General features: G+C 69.4%; 18 protein-coding genes and 3 pseudogenes. 16 read left to right on the top strand and 5 right to left on the bottom strand.

Annotated elements, in window-relative coordinates; genetic code table 11:
* Positions 1-47 precede the first annotated feature (47 nt).
* Positions 48-530 (bottom strand): annotated as a pseudogene (locus FHS34_RS06500) (NAD(P)-dependent oxidoreductase); the annotation flags it as partial.
* A 216-nt stretch (positions 531-746) separates the two neighbouring features.
* Here FHS34_RS06500 and FHS34_RS06495 point away from each other — a divergent pair.
* The 9 genes and pseudogenes from FHS34_RS06495 to FHS34_RS06455 all read left to right on the top strand — a co-directional run bounded on the left by FHS34_RS06495 (position 747) and on the right by FHS34_RS06455 (position 7,165).
* A complete protein-coding gene (locus FHS34_RS06495) occupies positions 747-1,223 on the top strand; it encodes a fluoride efflux transporter FluC (RefSeq protein WP_225817552.1) in 477 nt (158 codons plus the stop codon).
* Entirely contained in the window at positions 1,220-1,588 is a 369-nt protein-coding gene (crcB, locus tag FHS34_RS06490; RefSeq protein WP_184962067.1) for a fluoride efflux transporter CrcB, read from the top strand. Before FHS34_RS06495 ends, crcB begins: the two co-directional genes overlap by 4 nt.
* Positions 1,589-1,747: 159 nt before the next feature.
* Positions 1,748-2,020 (top strand): FmdB family zinc ribbon protein, encoded by a 273-nt coding sequence (locus tag FHS34_RS44055; RefSeq protein WP_184962065.1) that lies wholly within the window; start codon positions 1,748-1,750, stop codon positions 2,018-2,020.
* Positions 2,021-2,211: 191 nt separating this feature from the next.
* Positions 2,212-2,850 (top strand): AmiS/UreI family transporter, encoded by a 639-nt coding sequence (locus FHS34_RS06480; protein ID WP_184962063.1) that lies wholly within the window; start codon positions 2,212-2,214, stop codon positions 2,848-2,850.
* A 24-nt stretch (positions 2,851-2,874) separates the two neighbouring features.
* Complete coding sequence (gene fmdA, locus FHS34_RS06475) at positions 2,875-4,125, top strand: formamidase (RefSeq protein ID WP_184962062.1); 1,251 nt, start codon at positions 2,875-2,877, stop codon at positions 4,123-4,125.
* A 615-nt stretch (positions 4,126-4,740) separates the two neighbouring features.
* Positions 4,741-4,959 (top strand): annotated as a pseudogene (locus tag FHS34_RS44050) (DJ-1/PfpI family protein); the annotation flags it as partial.
* 223 nt (positions 4,960-5,182) lie between these two features.
* Positions 5,183-5,701: a hypothetical protein gene (locus FHS34_RS42290; protein WP_225817551.1), complete on the top strand. Its 519-nt coding sequence runs from the start codon at positions 5,183-5,185 to the stop codon at positions 5,699-5,701.
* A gap of 317 nt (positions 5,702-6,018) precedes the next feature.
* Positions 6,019-6,375, top strand: a complete 357-nt coding sequence (locus FHS34_RS06460) for a hypothetical protein (protein ID WP_184962962.1) — start codon at positions 6,019-6,021, stop codon at positions 6,373-6,375.
* A gap of 58 nt (positions 6,376-6,433) precedes the next feature.
* On the top strand, positions 6,434-7,165 hold the full coding sequence (locus tag FHS34_RS06455) for a hypothetical protein (protein WP_225817550.1): 732 nt from the start codon (positions 6,434-6,436) through the stop codon (positions 7,163-7,165).
* Positions 7,166-7,343: 178 nt separating this feature from the next.
* Here FHS34_RS06455 and FHS34_RS06450 read toward each other — a convergent pair whose 3' ends face one another.
* Complete coding sequence (locus tag FHS34_RS06450; RefSeq protein ID WP_184962060.1) at positions 7,344-7,799, bottom strand: helix-turn-helix domain-containing protein; 456 nt, start codon at positions 7,797-7,799, stop codon at positions 7,344-7,346.
* 681 nt (positions 7,800-8,480) lie between these two features.
* Here FHS34_RS06450 and FHS34_RS06445 point away from each other — a divergent pair.
* The 3 genes from FHS34_RS06445 to FHS34_RS06435 all read left to right on the top strand — a co-directional run bounded on the left by FHS34_RS06445 (position 8,481) and on the right by FHS34_RS06435 (position 11,603).
* Positions 8,481-9,878: a replication-relaxation family protein gene (locus FHS34_RS06445; protein WP_184962058.1), complete on the top strand. Its 1,398-nt coding sequence runs from the start codon at positions 8,481-8,483 to the stop codon at positions 9,876-9,878.
* A 93-nt stretch (positions 9,879-9,971) separates the two neighbouring features.
* Positions 9,972-10,268 (top strand): hypothetical protein, encoded by a 297-nt coding sequence (locus FHS34_RS06440; RefSeq protein WP_184962056.1) that lies wholly within the window; start codon positions 9,972-9,974, stop codon positions 10,266-10,268.
* A 198-nt stretch (positions 10,269-10,466) separates the two neighbouring features.
* Positions 10,467-11,603, top strand: coding sequence for an IS30 family transposase (locus tag FHS34_RS06435; protein ID WP_184962054.1), 1,137 nt, complete (start codon positions 10,467-10,469; stop codon positions 11,601-11,603).
* 61 nt (positions 11,604-11,664) lie between these two features.
* Here the strand turns inward: FHS34_RS06435 and FHS34_RS06430 are convergent.
* A pseudogene (locus FHS34_RS06430) lies at positions 11,665-12,182 on the bottom strand (DUF6233 domain-containing protein).
* 192 nt (positions 12,183-12,374) lie between these two features.
* On the opposite strand from FHS34_RS06430, the gene FHS34_RS06425 reads away from it, so the two are divergent.
* Positions 12,375-12,548, top strand: a complete 174-nt coding sequence (locus FHS34_RS06425) for a hypothetical protein (RefSeq protein WP_184962052.1) — start codon at positions 12,375-12,377, stop codon at positions 12,546-12,548.
* A 667-nt stretch (positions 12,549-13,215) separates the two neighbouring features.
* Here FHS34_RS06425 and rpsN read toward each other — a convergent pair.
* Both rpsN and rpmB read right to left on the bottom strand, forming a co-directional pair.
* Positions 13,216-13,521: a 30S ribosomal protein S14 gene (gene rpsN, locus FHS34_RS06420; protein WP_184962050.1), complete on the bottom strand. Its 306-nt coding sequence runs from the start codon at positions 13,519-13,521 to the stop codon at positions 13,216-13,218.
* Entirely contained in the window at positions 13,521-13,757 is a 237-nt protein-coding gene (gene rpmB / locus FHS34_RS06415) for a 50S ribosomal protein L28 (protein ID WP_184962047.1), read from the bottom strand. The genes rpsN and rpmB overlap by 1 nt, the downstream gene beginning before the upstream one ends.
* Before the next feature lie 74 nt (positions 13,758-13,831).
* On the opposite strand from rpmB, the gene rpmG reads away from it, so the two are divergent.
* Genes rpmG through FHS34_RS06400 form a run of 3 tightly spaced genes read left to right on the top strand, consistent with a single transcriptional unit; the run spans position 13,832 to position 15,434 of the window.
* Positions 13,832-13,996, top strand: a complete 165-nt coding sequence (rpmG, locus tag FHS34_RS06410; RefSeq protein WP_184962045.1) for a 50S ribosomal protein L33 — start codon at positions 13,832-13,834, stop codon at positions 13,994-13,996.
* Between the two features lie 5 nt (positions 13,997-14,001).
* Entirely contained in the window at positions 14,002-14,259 is a 258-nt protein-coding gene (locus FHS34_RS06405; protein ID WP_184962043.1) for a type B 50S ribosomal protein L31, read from the top strand.
* Entirely contained in the window at positions 14,256-15,434 is a 1,179-nt protein-coding gene (locus tag FHS34_RS06400) for a GTP-binding protein (RefSeq protein ID WP_184962041.1), read from the top strand. Before FHS34_RS06405 ends, FHS34_RS06400 begins: the two co-directional genes overlap by 4 nt.
* The last annotated feature ends 22 nt before the right edge of the window (positions 15,435-15,456 follow it).

The raw sequence follows: 15,456 nt of genomic DNA, 5'->3' as shown, positions 1-15,456 counted from the left end.
GTAAGTCGTGGGTGAATCGGCTCACAGCCGGGTGGTGGATCTTCTATTCAATCTGCAGCTGATTTCAGGTACTCCGGGCGGATGGGGCGACCGCCGAGCCAGCTCTCCGGGATCTCCCGTGTACCGGCCGCGTAGTGCGCCTGCGCCGAGAGGGGTCGACCCGGACGCGTGCGGCGTCATCGCCTCATGGGGCAGGGTGCGCCAGGGACGGTCGGGCGGTGGTGGCTTCGGGTACCAGACGTCACCGGCCGGTTGGCCGCTGTCGAGAGCCCGCACGACGGCGTCCCGGTCGACGATGAGCGCCGGTGCGGTGTTGACGATGTACGAGCGCCTCCTCGACCTCCCTGGCCGGCCGGCGCACGTCGCAGTGGTGCAGCCTGACGTCGAACGGCTTGAGGCGGCGCGGACACCGCCTGGCCGATGCGGCCGGAGCCGAGGACGCCGCCGTTCATGCCTTCGAGGCCGTAGGCGCGCGAGACGCTTTCGGCAACGCCCCAGCCCTTCTCGGCGGTCTCCCACTCGTGGGCCGGCCTGTTGTGCACCAGGGTGCCCGTCGCGGGCGCAGTCGGGAGGACAACCGCCCACGGGAGCCGGATAGAGCACCGCAAGGATTCTTGCCACGACGTCCTCCAGCGGTGGAACACCGGTGATCTTGAATATCAATCGAGCGTGCGTCGAAACTGCAATGCACTGGGATAATGGGAGGTGTTCCGGCGGCCAGGGATGCGGCAATTTCGATGAGGTCTGTGACGGAAGTTCGGGAGCCGTTCCGCGCACGTCTGCGCGGGGGCGTCCTGGCGGCGGTCGCACTGGGCGGTCTGCTGGGCGGGACGGCCCGTTACGCACTGGTGCTGGCCTTCCCCGCCCCCGGGACGGCGTTCCCATGGACGACGTTCGCCGTCAATGTGTCCGGGTCGTTCCTGCTGGCACTGCTGCTCGTGCACGTGTGCGAGATCTGGCCGCCGACCCGGTACGTGCGGCCGTTCGCCGCCGTCGGCTTCCTCGGCGCCTTCACCACCTTCTCGACCTGGATGGTCGACACCGATCGGCTGCTGGGCCACGGCCACTACACGGCTGCGGCGCTGAACATCTTCGGGAGCCTCTTCGCCGGCCTGGCCGCCGCCGTTCTGGGCCTGGCCGTCGGCAGGCTGACGGCGGCCCGACACAGACGGCTCGACGCGCGGCGAGGGCGTGCCCGCCGGTACGGGCGGTGGGCACGGTGATCATCCTGCCGGCCGTCGGGGCGGCGGCCGCCGTCGGGGCGGTTGCGCGTTACGTACTCGACCAGTACGTGCAGTACCGGAGCCCAGGCGCGTTCCCGCGCGGCACCTGGCTGATCAACGTGACCGGCTCGTTCCTGCTGGGGCTGCTGGTGGGCCTCGGCGCACGGCACGCACTGCCGGAACAGGTCGTGGCTATCGGCGGCGTCGGTTTCTGCGGCGGCTATACCACGTTCTCCACGTTCAGTTACGAGCTGGTTCACCTTTGCGACAAAGGGCTGGTCGGTAAATCCCTGTTGTACGCCGTTTCGAGTATTGCGGTGGGGCTTGCGGCGGCCGCGTCGGCGTTCGCCATCGGGTCGCTGTGAGGTCGCCACGAGAAGGTCCACGTCCGGTCGTCCGGCACTTGACACCGGGATTTGCGAGACGTCTCCTTGAAGGTAGGAAATGTGCTGGGTGTGCGCTGGTCGCGTGTGCCGAACGGGCACTCCGGTTTGTAGGCGTCCACCGGCATCCGGAGGCTGCTGATGGCAACCTACGAATATCTGTGCAGCCGATGTGGACCTTTCGAGGTGAGGTTGGCGATCGGGACGGCGCCGAGGGCATACGGCTGTCCTGACTGTGCGGGCGCTGCAAGACGCGTGTACTCCTCGCCCGGCATCACGCGGACCTCGAAAGCGGTCGCCGCCCTCCATGTCCGGGAGGAGCAGGCGCGCGAGGCCCCGACTGTGGTCTCCCAACTGCCGCCGCGCAGAAAGGTGCAACCGCACCCCGCACTCTCGCGGCTGCCGCGTCCCTGAAGGCGGTGGTCGCAAGGCAGAACGTCTCATGCGGGTTCGGCACCGGACACGACGTCGTTCCCGTAGCGGCGTGCGGACTGCGGAATTGCGGACTGCGGAATCACGCAACGCGGGCCGATAGGGGCCGTGTCCTCGGCGGCTACGGCGCCGCGCGATTCCACTCCCCACGCGGACTGAGGAGGTGTGTCCCCGTGGGAAATGTGGGACTGCTCTTTGTCGGTGCGGTGCTCTTCATCAACGGACTGCTACTGCTCGGGAAGGTCGATGCCCGAGCCGGCGCGGTGTTCAACCTTTTCGTAGGCGCACTGCAGGTACTGACGCCGACTTACCTTATCTTCACGGCCAACGACGACCCCTTGAAGATCCTCGCGGCATCCGGCATCTACCTCTTCGGGTTCACCTACCTCTATGTAGGTGTCGGCCTGCTCGCCGATCTCGACAGCACGGGCGTCGGCTACTACTCGCTGTTTGTGGCAATTGCAGCCCTGGGATATTCGTTCGTCAATTTCCGACTCCTTAAGGATTACCCCTTCGGGGTCATCTGGCTCTACTGGGCCTTCCTGTGGTTCCTGTTCTTCGTGCTGCTCGGTCTCAAGAAGGACGAGATCACGGTCTATACCGGCTGGGTCACGGCGATCGAAGGCTGGGTCACCGGTGTGATTCCCGCCGGGCTGCTGCTTTCCGGCTACTGGAAGCACCCCACGGAGATCGCCATCGCACTGGCGGCCTTCGGCGTCGTGGTGTTCACGGGGCTGTGGCTGCGCACTCGCAGAACGCCCGGGCCGACCTCAGCGGCTCCGCGGGTCGGAGGGGCGGGCGCACCAACGTGACCGGATCGGAATATAGGAGTTCTCATGCCTGAAATTCTCTTCAGCGTGGACCACAGCAAGTCGATGCGCGACCAGGCCGTGCCTGGCCACAACAGGTGGCACCCGGACATCCCCACCGTCGCCATGGTGAAGCCGGGAGCGGAGTTCCGCATGGAGTGCCGCGACTGGACCGACTGCCAGGTCGGCAACAACGACACCGCCAACGACGTACGCGACATCGACCTGACCATCCCGCACATGCTCAGCGGCCCGATAGGCGTGGAGGGCGCCGAACCTGGCGACCTGCTCGTCGTCGACATCCTCGACCTCGGCCCCGTGCCACAGCAGACCGGGGACGCGGCGGGACAGGGCTGGGGCTACACCGGCATCTTCGCCAAGGCCAACGGCGGAGGCTTCCTGACCGACTACTTCCCGGACGCCTACAAAGCGATATGGGACTTTCACGGACAGCAGGCCGTCTCCCGCCACCTTCCCGGGATCCGCTTTACCGGAATCACCCACCCCGGGCTGTTCGGAACCGCCCCGTCCACCGAGATGCTCGCCCGCTGGAATGCTCGCGAGCAGGCGCTGATCGACACCGACCCCAACCGGGTACCGCCCCTCGCCGTACCTCCTGACGCCACCAACGCACTCGCCGGTACGGCCACGGGAGACCTCGCCAAGCGCATCGCCACGGAGGGTGCGCGCACGGTGCCGGCCCGCGAGAACGGAGGCAACCACGACATCAAGAACTTCACGCGCGGTTCGCGGGTCTTCTACCCCGTACACGTCAAGGACGCCAAGCTCTCCGGGGGCGACCTGCACTTCAGTCAGGGCGACGGAGAGATCACCTTCTGCGGCGCCATCGAGATGGGCGGCTTCATCGACTTCCACGTCGACCTGATCAAGGGCGGCATGGAGACCTATGGCATTTCCACCAACCCCGTGTTCATTCCGGGCAACGTCGAGCCGAGGTACACGGAGTTCCTCACCTTCATCGGGATCTCCGTCGACCACGACACGGACACGAACTACTACTTGGACGCGACGCTGGCCTACCGCCGGGCCTGCCTCAATGCCGTCGAGTACTTCAAGAAGTTCGGCTACAGCGGAGAGCAGGCCTACCTGCTGCTCGGCTCCTCTCCCATAGAGGGACGTATCAGCGGCATCGTCGACATCCCCAACGCATGCTGCTCGTTGTACGTGCCGACCGCCATGTTCGACTTCGAGGTCCGCCCCAGCGCCACCGGACCGACGAAGGCCGACCGAGGCCAGTGCGCGGTGGCCACCGCCTGACCTGATGCCGACTGAAGCCCCGCGGTCCCGGCCGGGCTCGGCCCGCGTCAGCGCCGTTCGCCGGATCCGATACGGCGGGCCGCGGCGTCGGCACAGGAGTCGGGTTGTCCGCTTGCCGGGCAGCCCGGCCCCCGGGTCCGCACCCGGTGTCACATCTCGTCGGTCACCTGTCAGGCCGCGCTGCTTGTATTTCGGCAGTTCCCAGGCCAGGTGGACACGCAGGGGGAGTTCGACGCCGTTCTGCTCCCCCGTGCGCAGCAGTCCGGGCCCTCAGCTTGTCCTGGACGGTCGGCGCCGTGGTGGTCTCGTACCGACGTCTAGTGCCGCGCTACCGACGGGCTGGGAACGATCGCCCGCGAGTCGAGACGTTGACTACACTCTGTGAGATCGGTTGGCCGTCCAATATGACTTCCCTGACGCTGCGTCGAGCCCTCGAATGATGCCCACCCAGCACCATCGCGTTCCCGTGCTGGTTGCGTGCTGACTTTGAGGCCCCTGGCGTGGCATATCCGCAGGTCCTAGCCCCGATCGAATGAGTTGTCGTACAACTCGACGACATGACCTTGGACGCGCTGCTGCGAGCGTCTCTGCCGTACCGAGCTCCGGGGTTGGGCGGCGGGTGGCAGGACACTCGCCGCGGCCTGTACGGGGACCTTCATCCTCGCTGAGGCGGGGCTGCTGGATCAGCGGCCGGCAACCACCACCTGGTGGCTTCAGGATCTCTTCCGGCGCCGCTATCCGGCTGTGAACCTGGACATGTCGCGGATGGTGGTGCGCGACGGAAGCATCGTCACGGCCGGCGCGGCGTTCGCACACATCGACCTGGCGCTCAGCATCGTTGCTCAGGCCAGTCCAATGCTGGCTGCCGAGACGGCGGGTGCTCTGCTCATCGACGAACGGCCGACGCCGAGCACGAGGGCGGTGACCGACTACCTCGATGACCACGATCAGTTGATCAGTGACTTCGAAGCATGGGCGCGAGCCCATCTGCACCGCCCCGTCGGAGTGGCCGACGCGGCACTGGCACTGGGCGTCACCCGGCGCACCCTGGAGCGTCATGTACGGGATCGGCTGGGAACGTCGCTTGGACGACTACATCGCCGACCGCGCCCTGTCCGCCCACAGCCGTCAGTCCACCGCTCCGCAGCCCGGCCGCCGGACCCCGACTGCCGACCAGCTCTTCTATACCGCCGACTTCACCGAGCCCGATCGCTGGTGGATCGCCGGCACCGACGGCAAGCCTCCCCGCGAGTCGAGCCGGTACGAGCGGGCCCGGGTCGCCAGCCTCGCCGTGCAGAACGCGATCCGCGCCGCCCGCACCCCGCCCGCTGCCGCACAGGACGCGATGCCCGAGGAGTACCTGGGGGGCCGTACGACCGACCCGGCGACGTGGCTGCGCACACCGGCGAACCTGGAACGGCTTGCCGCCTTCACCCGCACGGCCAATGCCCGCCGCCGCGCCTTCGAGGCCCGACCGAAGCCCGAGCAGCCGGCCGACGTGGTCAAGCCCGCCGACCAGCAGCAGCACCACGCGAACCGGCCCGACCACGGCAGGGGAGCGGGCCGTGACCGGTGAGGGATGGCAACCGGCCAGGGCGTGGCCGATCTGTGACTTCACCCGCGAGCCCCAGGAAGCCGGATCGAGAATCGGAAGGTTGGCACCCGGCACGGGAGGAACCCTTGACCGACCTGCACGAACCGCTGGAACCGCTCGACAGCCCCCGCCCCGCCAGCGCGGCGACGTGAACCTGGTGGGTCTGCTCAGCATCGCCGACGATCTCGCCCGCAGCCTGGCAGCGCTGAAAGTCCGGGTGCAGCCCCACGACCCGAAGCACCTCGCTTGTCAGCCCCGAGAAGGCCCGCGGGAACACGGCGAAGGAGGTCCACCGGCTCTTGGGCACCGCCGTCTACTTCCAGCGTCACGCCCACGCCGCGATGCTCGGGCGGTGCGTCCTGGGCGCGGACTCCAAAGAGGACTGCTCCACCGAGGGCGCCAACCTCCAGCTCAACGTCTGGGACGACACCACGCGCCGGGACATCGTCGAAGACGGCACCCCCGGCTGCGTAGCTCACACCGTTGAAGCCGCCCGCCGGGTCATGGCCGACCCCGCCAGCCGCAAGATCCTGCTCGCCTTCGTCCGCGATGACGAAGGCACCGCCGTTGCCCGCGCTCTCGGGCTCGGGCCGGACGACACCGCGCAGTTCCTGAACCGCGGCCTCACCCTGCGCCCGGAACACCGCGTCGGCTGACCTCACCGTTCCCTGCGGCCGCGCCCCGGCCGCCCGGCACCCGCATTGGAGCGCCACGTTGCCCTACGAGGCCCGCGATCTGAACCTGACCGATCCGACGAAGGGCTACCTGAACTTCGTCCTCTACACCGAGCCCCAGCGCGGCGCCGTCACGTCGTCGCTGAACGCCGTACTGGACATCGAGGCGCAGCAGACCGTGACACCTCACTTCCAGGAGTGGCTGGGCAGGCTGGTGCGGTGCGAGCCGAACGCGATGCACTGCACCCTCGTGGGGTCGAAGGAGATCCCGGCCCTGTTCCACCCGTGCGTCACGGAGGACCCCAGCAGCCCGTCGGCAAGCAACGGCTCGGGCTGCATGTACCGCCGGACCTTCTACGACCCCGAGTACGGGCTGCCCGTCGTCGGCAAGCACTTCAAACAACGACGCGAAGGCGGCACGGACCAGTGGAGCTACACGACGTACGCGCCGCTCGAACTGCGCCCGGACGACGTCTTCAGCCGCTTCTACACCGGTCGCGGTCTGTTCTGGGCCCGGACGGGCAGGGGCGTTCTGTCGTTCCTTCCGCAGAGGAACGGCCGGGGCTACGAGATCGGGTACAACGGCGGCGGCCCGCACGCCCTGGCCGCCTACCTCACCCAGGTCGCCACCACCGACGGGCAGCACACGACCGCTGGGACCCAGTACGAGGACGCCCACCCGGCGATCGTCGCGTGGACGCAGAGCAAGGCGGCGGACCGTGGCACAAACGAGCTGTCGCTCAGCGACCTCCAGGCCATGATGGCGAGCTGACGGCCGACCGCTGACCGCGCCGGCGCCCACGGACCAGATGTCGGTGGGCGCCGGCGCGGTCGCGTCCTTGAGAAGGCGCGGATCGAAGCCGGCGAAACGTCCCGCGGCCAGAAGCCCTCGGACTGGCGGCTCGGCTCCTCGCCCTCCAGCACGCGACCCGCCCGGTGAGGACCTCGGGCTACGGTGCGACCGCGTCTCCTTGCTGTGCGGTGGCTCTCAGCCGTGCGTAACGGCCGTTGGCCTCGCGCACCTCGCTGTAGAGGACGGCGCGCGTGACACCGAGAGCCTTCGCGACGCCGCTGATCGTCTGCTTGGGGTCGGCCAGGAGCTCTCGCGCCAGCGCGACCTGCTCATCCGTCATCCTTCGTGGCGGGACGAGCGCGACGGGGTTTCCCTCCTCATCCTGCTGGATGTACGGGTGCTTCCTCCCCGTTGTCACCTCCATGGCCGCGGCTTGCGCCAAGTCCATGTCGACTTCGCCGCGCAGCCCATCGGTGAAGGCGCGGAAGGCGTCGCCCGCGGCGATCAACTCTTCCAGTCCCACCTCCTTGTTGTCAGCCGTCACGCCGTAGGCGTCCTGGGCCCGGCTGAGTCGAATGCACACCGCGATGGCTTCTGGCAGGGTCTTCTCCACGTCCCGACAACCTGGTGCCGGGCGGGAGGTCACGAAGTGCTGCGCTGTCCGGGGAAGGTGTCCTGCGAGCTGAGGGACCTTGGACCGCTCTCCGGGACACGGTGCGGACATGACTCCGGGCACGGACAAAGTAGGACTGCAAGGGGTGGTCAAGGAGGAACCGGGCGCCTCACGGTGGTGGCCGTCAGACCGCGGACAAGGGGTCGCTTCACACGGTGGCTCCGGCCCGTGCGCAGATCCGCGCGCGGGCCGGATGACCACGACCCGGCCAGCAGGCCGGAGGAACGAGGACACCGTGCCCGCACCCGACCGACCCACCCCTTCCCACCGCCCCGCGCGGCCGCGATCCTGGAGCCCGACCCCGCACGGCCTCGGTGCCCGGCCTGGCCGCGCCCGGCGTAGCGGCTGCTGGGCAAGCCCCGGTAAGGCCCTGCCGCCGGCGCTTGCGTTCCCACTGCCGAAGCCACTTCCGTGCCCGGCAGTCACGCACCCGGCATTTCCCCTTGTCACCACGGGTTTCCGGGTCCGTGCCGGATCGTCACAACCCTCTTCTCTCCCCTTGTCCTTGAGTTGGTTGTCGGTGGTGGGGGAGATCATCGGGTCCGGGGGCCCGGTCCCCTCCACGGCCGGGGGCCGGCGCCCGGCCGCTGGCCGGTCGCGGACGATGGGAGGGCGAGCCTGATGGCGGGCAAGCGCAAGGAGAACGAGGCGGGATCGAGCAACGACCTGCGCGCGGATGTGCTGCGCGTCCTCGGCGTGCTGAAGGTCGCCACCGCCGACCAGATCCAGCGGCTGTCCTCGCCGCACCTGACCTACCGGCACACGACCAAGCCAACCCCAGCGAAACGGAAGGAAGCCCGCACCGCCTCCCACCGGGCCGCGGTGAACGACCTGCGGCGCCACGGCCTGGCCGTCGACGGCGGCCGCACGCGGGGCGGGGAGGAGACCCGGCTGCTCACGAAGGACGGTCTGGCCGCCGCCGCGATCGACCTGGACCGCGAGCCGGAAGAGATGGGCGGCATGCCCAAGAGCGCGGGCCGCTCCGGCGCCTCGCACCCGATGACGGTGAACGAGACGGTCATCGCGCTGATCCGCCCGAAGCCGAACCTGGACCTGGTCGCGGGGGAGCCGGCCGAAGCGGTCGCGGCCGCGCGGGCCGCCGTCGACGCGCCCGACGGGATCGGCACCCTCGCCTCCTACGCCACCGAGGTCGCGCTCCCGGTGAAGGGCACCTGGAAGAACCCCGCGATCGGCAGCGCCCGCGCCGACGTCGTCCTGACCGCCCCGGAGGCCGGGGTGCCGCTGCTGTTCATCGAGGTCGACAACTGCACCGAGGAAGCCGTCCTCATCGCGCAGAAGTTCGACAAGTACGCCCGGTTCTTCCAGCGGCAGGAGAAGGACACCGACGGCATCGAGAAGCCGATGTGGCGCACCCGCTGGTCCGCACCCCACTGCGATGAGTACGAGCGGGTGCACCCGCCGGTCCTGCTCGTCTTCCACCAGGTCGGCCAGCGTTCCGCCAAGAGCCAGATGGCCAGGGTCGCCGACATCACCCGTCACCACTGGCAGGGACGGTGGCATCCCGAGGGCGGCTACCACTCCTACGACCGCTGCATCCCGATCGTGGTGACCACGCTGGAGGAGCTGCGCGCACACGGCCCGGCCGGGCCCGCCTTCTGGCGCTTCGGCCGTGACCACCGCCAGCCGCTGCTGGACGCGATCGGCAATGCCCGCCGGGACGCCTACCTCGCCCGCCGCCGCCAGGCCGCCCGGGAAGAACAGCGGCGCCGTGAGGAGCGGGAAGCCGCTCAGCGGGAGGCGCGGCGGCCGGTCTGCGCGGACTGCGGGCAGAAGTTCACCGACGACCGGTGGGAGGCGATCGGCTACACCCGGGACTGGGGCACGCGCCAGTCGCACCCGCACCTGTGCGAGGACTGCCAGGAGCGGGCCGTCGCAGCCGAGGCGCAGGGCGAAGCCGACGAACGCGAGCGCCAGGAGCAGGAGCGCCTGCGCCAGGAGGCAGAGGAACAGGCCGCCGCGCAGAAGGCCGGCGGCTGGTTCTCCCGCTTCCGCACCTGACCCGGGCAAGCCGCGGCCACCGACCACGCGGGCTTGCCCAGGGCAGCCCTGGGCAAGCCCGCGTTGTCGGTGGCGGCTGCAACGCTTGGTCGGATGAACGGCGATGAGCAGCTGCTGAACGGCCGGGTCTACGGCGCGGAACACGACGACCCCCACCCCGGCCCGCTCCCACACCGGACCTACGCCGAACTGGTCGGCGGGCCGCTGGACGGTCTGCTGCTGGACATCCACGGGTGGCGGACCGAGGAAGTCGACGATGGTGCGGCCCTGTCCACCGAACTCGGGCGGTGGCCCGGTGGCCGTGCCCTGTACGACCTGCGCCCCGGCGAACCCCGCACGCCCGGCCCGGGTGTGAGCTGCCGCTTCTACTACTCCGGCGACACACCCTGACCACAGGCCCGACCACAGGCCCGACCACGGGCCCGACCACGGCACCGGCCGCCCCGACCATCTGGGTTCCAACGGTCGTTGCAACACCTCAGCCCAGAGGTGGCAGTGGACGTCGAAATTCGTGGAATCCGAAGGCCCCAGGGCAACAGGCCACTGGTCCGGGAACGGGAGACATACTTCCTGCTTGTGGATCGAGGAATGAGCTTTGTCGAGGCTGCCAGGGCCGTCGGTATCAGCACCCGCACGGGCGAGCGGTGGCGCAACGGACGAGGTGCGTCGGGCCGGTTCAAGGCAGCACCGCCGGTCAACGCCGCACCCGTCGCTGAACCGACCGACTCCATGCGTTATCTACACGAAGCCGACCGCGTCCACATAGCCGACCGGCTGCGGGAGAGGGCCGGCATCCGGGCGATCGCGGCCGAGCTGGGACGAAGCCCTTCGACGATCAGCCGCGAAGTCCGGCGCAATGGCACCGCCCTGGCTGACGGTCGCTGGCACTACCGGCCCTATTCCGCCCAGCGCCGCGCGGACGCCCGTCGGCCCCGCCCCAAGACCGGGAAGATCGGCCGGAATCCGGAACTGCACGACTTCATCCAGTCTCATCTGGCCCTGCGCTGGAGCCCTGAACAGATTTGCCACGCTCTACGCAGACACTTCCTCCACCGGCCAGAGATGCACGTGAGCCACGAGACCATCTACCAGGCCCTTTATTCCCGAGGCCGCACAGACCTCCGCCGCGAACTGACCGGGGCTCTGCGCACCGGACGTGCTAGGCGGCGCCCTCGCCGCCTAGCCGACCGCCGACGCTCTCGAGCCGTCAAGAACATGGTCATGATCAGCCAGCGGCCGGCCGAGGCCGCCGACCGGGCCGTCGCCGGGCACTGGGAGGGCGACCTGATCCTCGGCCGCCAGAAGCATTCCGCGATCGCCACCCTGGTCGAACGCAGCACCCGTTACCTGCTGCTGGTCCACCTGCCCGACGGCTACAACTCAGCAGCCGTCCGCGACGCCCTCATCACCACCGTCAACGCCCTACCACCTCAACTGAAGCGGTCATTGACCTGGGACCAGGGCACTGAGATGGCCGCCCACCACGGCTTCAGTATCGCGACCAACGTCCCGGTCTACTTCTGCAACCCCGGCAGCCCGTGGCAGCGCGGCTCGAATGAAAACACCAACGGCCTGCTGCGTCAGTACTTTCCGAAGGGCACCGACCTGTCCACGCACACTCCTGAAGACCTGCAGGCCGTCGCTGCCGAGCTGAACAGCCGTCCACGCAAGACGCTCGGTTGGGAGACCCCAGCCGAGCGACTGCATAAACTGCTGGCTGCTTGATCAACTCACCCCGTGTTGCAACGATCCCTCGAATCCACCCCACAGACCCGACCACGGCAGGTCAGGAGTCGGTGATGTGGTCGAACCCGCTCAGCATCGGCGTCAGCTCCTGAGCGCACCCGCACAGCGTGCACAGCCGTGTCCCCGGGTTCTCCGCGACGTTCAACGCGTGCTCCACATCGAGCAGCGGTGCGCCCTGCGGAGCCTCTTCGCAGTCGGGCGCGTGCAGGACGCCCCGGGCCGGGCCGCGCCCTCGCGCACCTTCGCCGGCACCCACCCCGAAGGCCGGCGCTCCCCGAGCACTTCGCGGACCACCGACGTTGGTGACGGCTCCAGCCGCTCGGTGGCGACCTGGTCGTAGTCGAGGCCGTCGACCGGCCGCACATGGTCGGGCGCGCGGACCCACACCCGGTACTCCGCCGCCTCCACGCCGCCGTTTTCAAGGTCCTGGTACGACGGCAGCCCCACCAGGTAGAGCCAGCCCGTCTCGGTCTGCCGCCGCCTCCACAGCCGCGCGACGACCTCCTGCTCCGGATGACCGAGCACCGGATCCGCGGGCAGCACGACCCGCACCGGCACCGGCTAGGCTGCGTCGTCGGAAGGCGTGGTCACGGCCCCACGGTAGACAGCCCGACCCCCGAGATCCCCACCGGAACGGCGAGCCGTTCGAGGTGCTCGAATCGCCAGACTTTATCCACAGGTCAACCGGTTTACGGTGCGTGTCCGCTTCCGGGTGTGAGGTGCCGGGACGCACACCGAAAGGGCACGACCATGGCGCAGACGAAGTTCGACAAGCAGTTCATCCGGGCGCTGCGCGCCGAGCGGGCCGATCATCTGCGCAGCACCACCACCATGCCCACTGCCGCCATTGCGCAGCAGGTCGGCTACCAGGACCCGGCGACGGTGCGACAGCTTCGAGCAAGTCGACGCCCCATCAGGGAGTGACTTCGGGACCGGCTCGGGGCCAGGCGGCGGCGACCTCCGGGCTCAGATGGCAGATCCTGCTGCCCCGGGTCGATCTTCTCGATCTTGGCCCAGAACGTCTTCGCGAGCTGGCGTGCCAGGGCCGTGATGGTGGTGTAGTCGCTTCCGGCCCGGCGGCGGGTGAGGGCCTCGGCGGGTGCGGAAGACCGGCTCGTGCGGGGCGGGCATGCCCATCGCGTCGGGTAGGCGGCCGGCACCACCAGGGCCTGCGGGCTCGGCGGGCGGCCGCCGAGGAGGGGACAGGGCCCGCGCCGGCATGGTGTCCGTAGTCGGGATGAGGTGCGCTCTGCCGGTCAGCCGCTCCCGTGCCGTCTCCCTCGCGGTTGTGCGTGCCCCCTCCTGAGCCGAACCTGCGCGCCGGCTCTGGGGAAGAGCAGGGGAACGGCCGGGTCGTGGTCTCAGCCGCCATCACCGTGAGAACGTCGGGGGCCTTCTGTTCACCGTGCCTGGATCACGGACCTTCCTGGGGGCCGGAGGTGGCCTTGCGAGCTCAGCGCCGGTGTTCAGGGCTTGCATCGGCGCGCCGCTCCGCTCGGCGTGGGAGGGAGAAGTCCTCGATGCCTCCCAGAGCGGGCACGCAGACGTCCGGGGCGGCGCGGTCTTGAGGGGGGAGCGGACCGGGTCCGGGTCACCAACTGCTCTTGGTCACGCCGGGGAGCTCGCCCGCGTGGGCCATCTCGCGTACGCGGATGCGGGACAGGCCGAAGGTGCGCAGGTGGCCGCGAGGGCGGCCGTCCACGGAGTCACGGTTGCGCAGGCGGGTGGCACTGGCGTCGCGGGGCTGCCGGCGCAGTTCGCGCTGAGCGGCCGCGCGATCCTCGTCGGATGTCCGGGGCGACGAGATGATCGCCTTCAGTTCGGAGCGGCGGGCGGCGTAGCGGGCCACGACAAGGCGCCGCTGCTCGTTCTTCGCGATCTTGCTCTTCTTCGCCATCAGACCTTCCCTCCCTGGGCGCGTATGCGGGCCACGGCGGCCTCGATGCCGATCGTGTCCACCGTCTTGATGCCCTTGGCGGAGAGGGTGAGCCGGACGTGGCGGCCTTCGCTCGGCAGCCAGTAGCGCTTGCGCTGGACGTTCGGGTCGAAGCGGCGCTTCGTGCGCCGGTGCGAGTGCGAGATCTGATGACCGAAGCCGGGCTGTCGGCCGGTGAGTTGGCAGTGAGCGGACATGGTTCCTCCTCGTGTTGTGGCAGCACAGTAGGCCTAAATGAAAATGAAAACCAATCCCGTGTATGGTGTTGCCCATGGCCCGTAACGAACTGCGCCCGATCATCAAGCTGAGGTCCACCGCCGGCACCGGCTACACCTACGTGACCCGCAAGAACCGCCGTACCAACCCCGACCGGCTGACCCTGCGCAAGTACGACCCCGTCGCCGGCCGCCACGTCGACTTCCGTGAGGAGCGCTGAAAGCCGTGAAGCCCGGAATCCACCCCGAGTACCGCCCGGTCGTCTTCCGTGACCGGGCCGCCGACTACGCCTTCCTCACCCGGTCGACAGCCACCAGCGACAAGACCGTCGAGTGGGAGGACGGCAACACCTACCCGGTCATCGACGTCGAGATCTCCTCGGCGAGCCACCCCTTCTACACCGGCACCCAGCGGGTCCTGGACACCGCGGGCCGGGTCGAGCGTTTCGAACGGCGCTACGGCCGCGGAGGAGACCAGCGGTGAGCGGGAAGCGGACGCGGCTTCCGGTCGCGATCGTCGCCGGGTTGCATGCCGACGCCCGCCGCGCCGCCGTGGACGAGATCCTGCGTACGGTCCCCGGCTCGGTCGCACTGCACCACGACCTGACGTGTGCCGTCGACAGCGCTGTGCACCGCACCGTACGCGACGCCGACGGCCCGCTGGGCAGCGGCGACGCACCCCTGGTGAACGACTGCGCGTGCTGTGCCTTGCGCGAGGACCTCGTCCCTGAACTGCTGCGCCTCGCGGAGGAGGGCCGGTGCCGGCTGGCTGTCGTGGAACTGTGGGACTCCGTCGAGCCCCAGGCCATGGCCGGGGTGATAGCCGCCGCGGGCGCACCGCTGGCTCTGACCGGCGTTGCCACCGCAGTCGACCCGGCACTCGTCCTGCCGTACCTCTCCAACGGTGACGACCTGGCCGACGTCGGCCTCGCCGCCGCTCCGACCGACCAGCGCACCGTCGCCGACACCTTCGCCCGTCAGCTGGAGTACCCCACGGTCATCGCCCTGGCGGAGGACGGCTCGGGGGGAGGGGACGGCGAGTGCACCGACGACAGCGACCGCGCGCTGCTCGCCCAGCTCACACCCGGCGCACGACCGATACGGGTCGGAAGAGGTGGCACTCTGGGCGCCGCTCTGCTGACGGGGTTCGACGTGGCAGCGGCCGCCGCCCGCCTGCACCCAGCCTGCGCGCTGCTGCCGCAGGAGTGCGACGAGCACGGCGTGAGCACCCTCGTCTGGCGGTGCGAGCGGCCCTTCCACCCGCAGCGCCTCTACGCCGCGCTGGAGGATCTGACCTGCGCCGCCGCCCGCAGCCGTGGGCGCTTCTGGCTGGCGGACCGTCCCGACACGCTGCTGTCGTGGGACGCCGCGGGCGGCGCGCTGTGCGTGGAATCGGTCGGTCCCTGGCTGGCCGCCCTGCCTGCGGCCGCTTGGGAGATGGTTCCGGCCGAACGGCGCGTCGCAGCGTCTCTGGACTGGCATCCAGAGCACGGTGACCGTTGCCAGTACCTCACCTTCACCTCGCCGGGCCTTGACCGAGACGGTCTGCTGTCCCTGCTCGACTCGTGTCTGCTCACGCACGACGAGTACGCGGCGGGCAGGGACGGCTGGATGGAACTGCCGCACGCCTTCGACGACTTGCTCTACCCGGTGGCCTGACCTCTGCCTGCCCGATGGCCTG

The organism is Streptomyces echinatus, assembly GCF_014203595.1.
GTDB lineage: Bacteria > Actinomycetota > Actinomycetes > Streptomycetales > Streptomycetaceae > Streptomyces > Streptomyces echinatus.
Note: the sequence above shows the minus strand (reverse complement) of the source record. Positions and strands in the feature narration are given on the sequence as shown.

Excerpts from the sequence above, each read along its gene's own strand:
- FHS34_RS44055 (WP_184962065.1), top strand. The coding sequence starts at position 1,748 with ATGGCAACCTACGAATATCTGTGCAGCCGATGTGGACCTTTCGAGGTG.
- fmdA (WP_184962062.1), top strand. The coding sequence starts at position 2,875 with ATGCCTGAAATTCTCTTCAGCGTGGACCACAGCAAGTCGATGCGCGAC.
- FHS34_RS42290 (WP_225817551.1), top strand. The coding sequence starts at position 5,183 with ATGTACGGGATCGGCTGGGAACGTCGCTTGGACGACTACATCGCCGAC.
- FHS34_RS06445 (WP_184962058.1), top strand. The coding sequence starts at position 8,481 with ATGGCGGGCAAGCGCAAGGAGAACGAGGCGGGATCGAGCAACGACCTG.
- FHS34_RS06440 (WP_184962056.1), top strand. The coding sequence starts at position 9,972 with ATGAACGGCGATGAGCAGCTGCTGAACGGCCGGGTCTACGGCGCGGAA.
- FHS34_RS06435 (WP_184962054.1), top strand. The coding sequence starts at position 10,467 with ATGAGCTTTGTCGAGGCTGCCAGGGCCGTCGGTATCAGCACCCGCACG.
- FHS34_RS06425 (WP_184962052.1), top strand. The coding sequence starts at position 12,375 with ATGGCGCAGACGAAGTTCGACAAGCAGTTCATCCGGGCGCTGCGCGCC.
- rpsN (WP_184962050.1), bottom strand. The coding sequence starts at position 13,521 with ATGGCGAAGAAGAGCAAGATCGCGAAGAACGAGCAGCGGCGCCTTGTC.
- rpmB (WP_184962047.1), bottom strand. The coding sequence starts at position 13,757 with ATGTCCGCTCACTGCCAACTCACCGGCCGACAGCCCGGCTTCGGTCAT.
- rpmG (WP_184962045.1), top strand. The coding sequence starts at position 13,832 with ATGGCCCGTAACGAACTGCGCCCGATCATCAAGCTGAGGTCCACCGCC.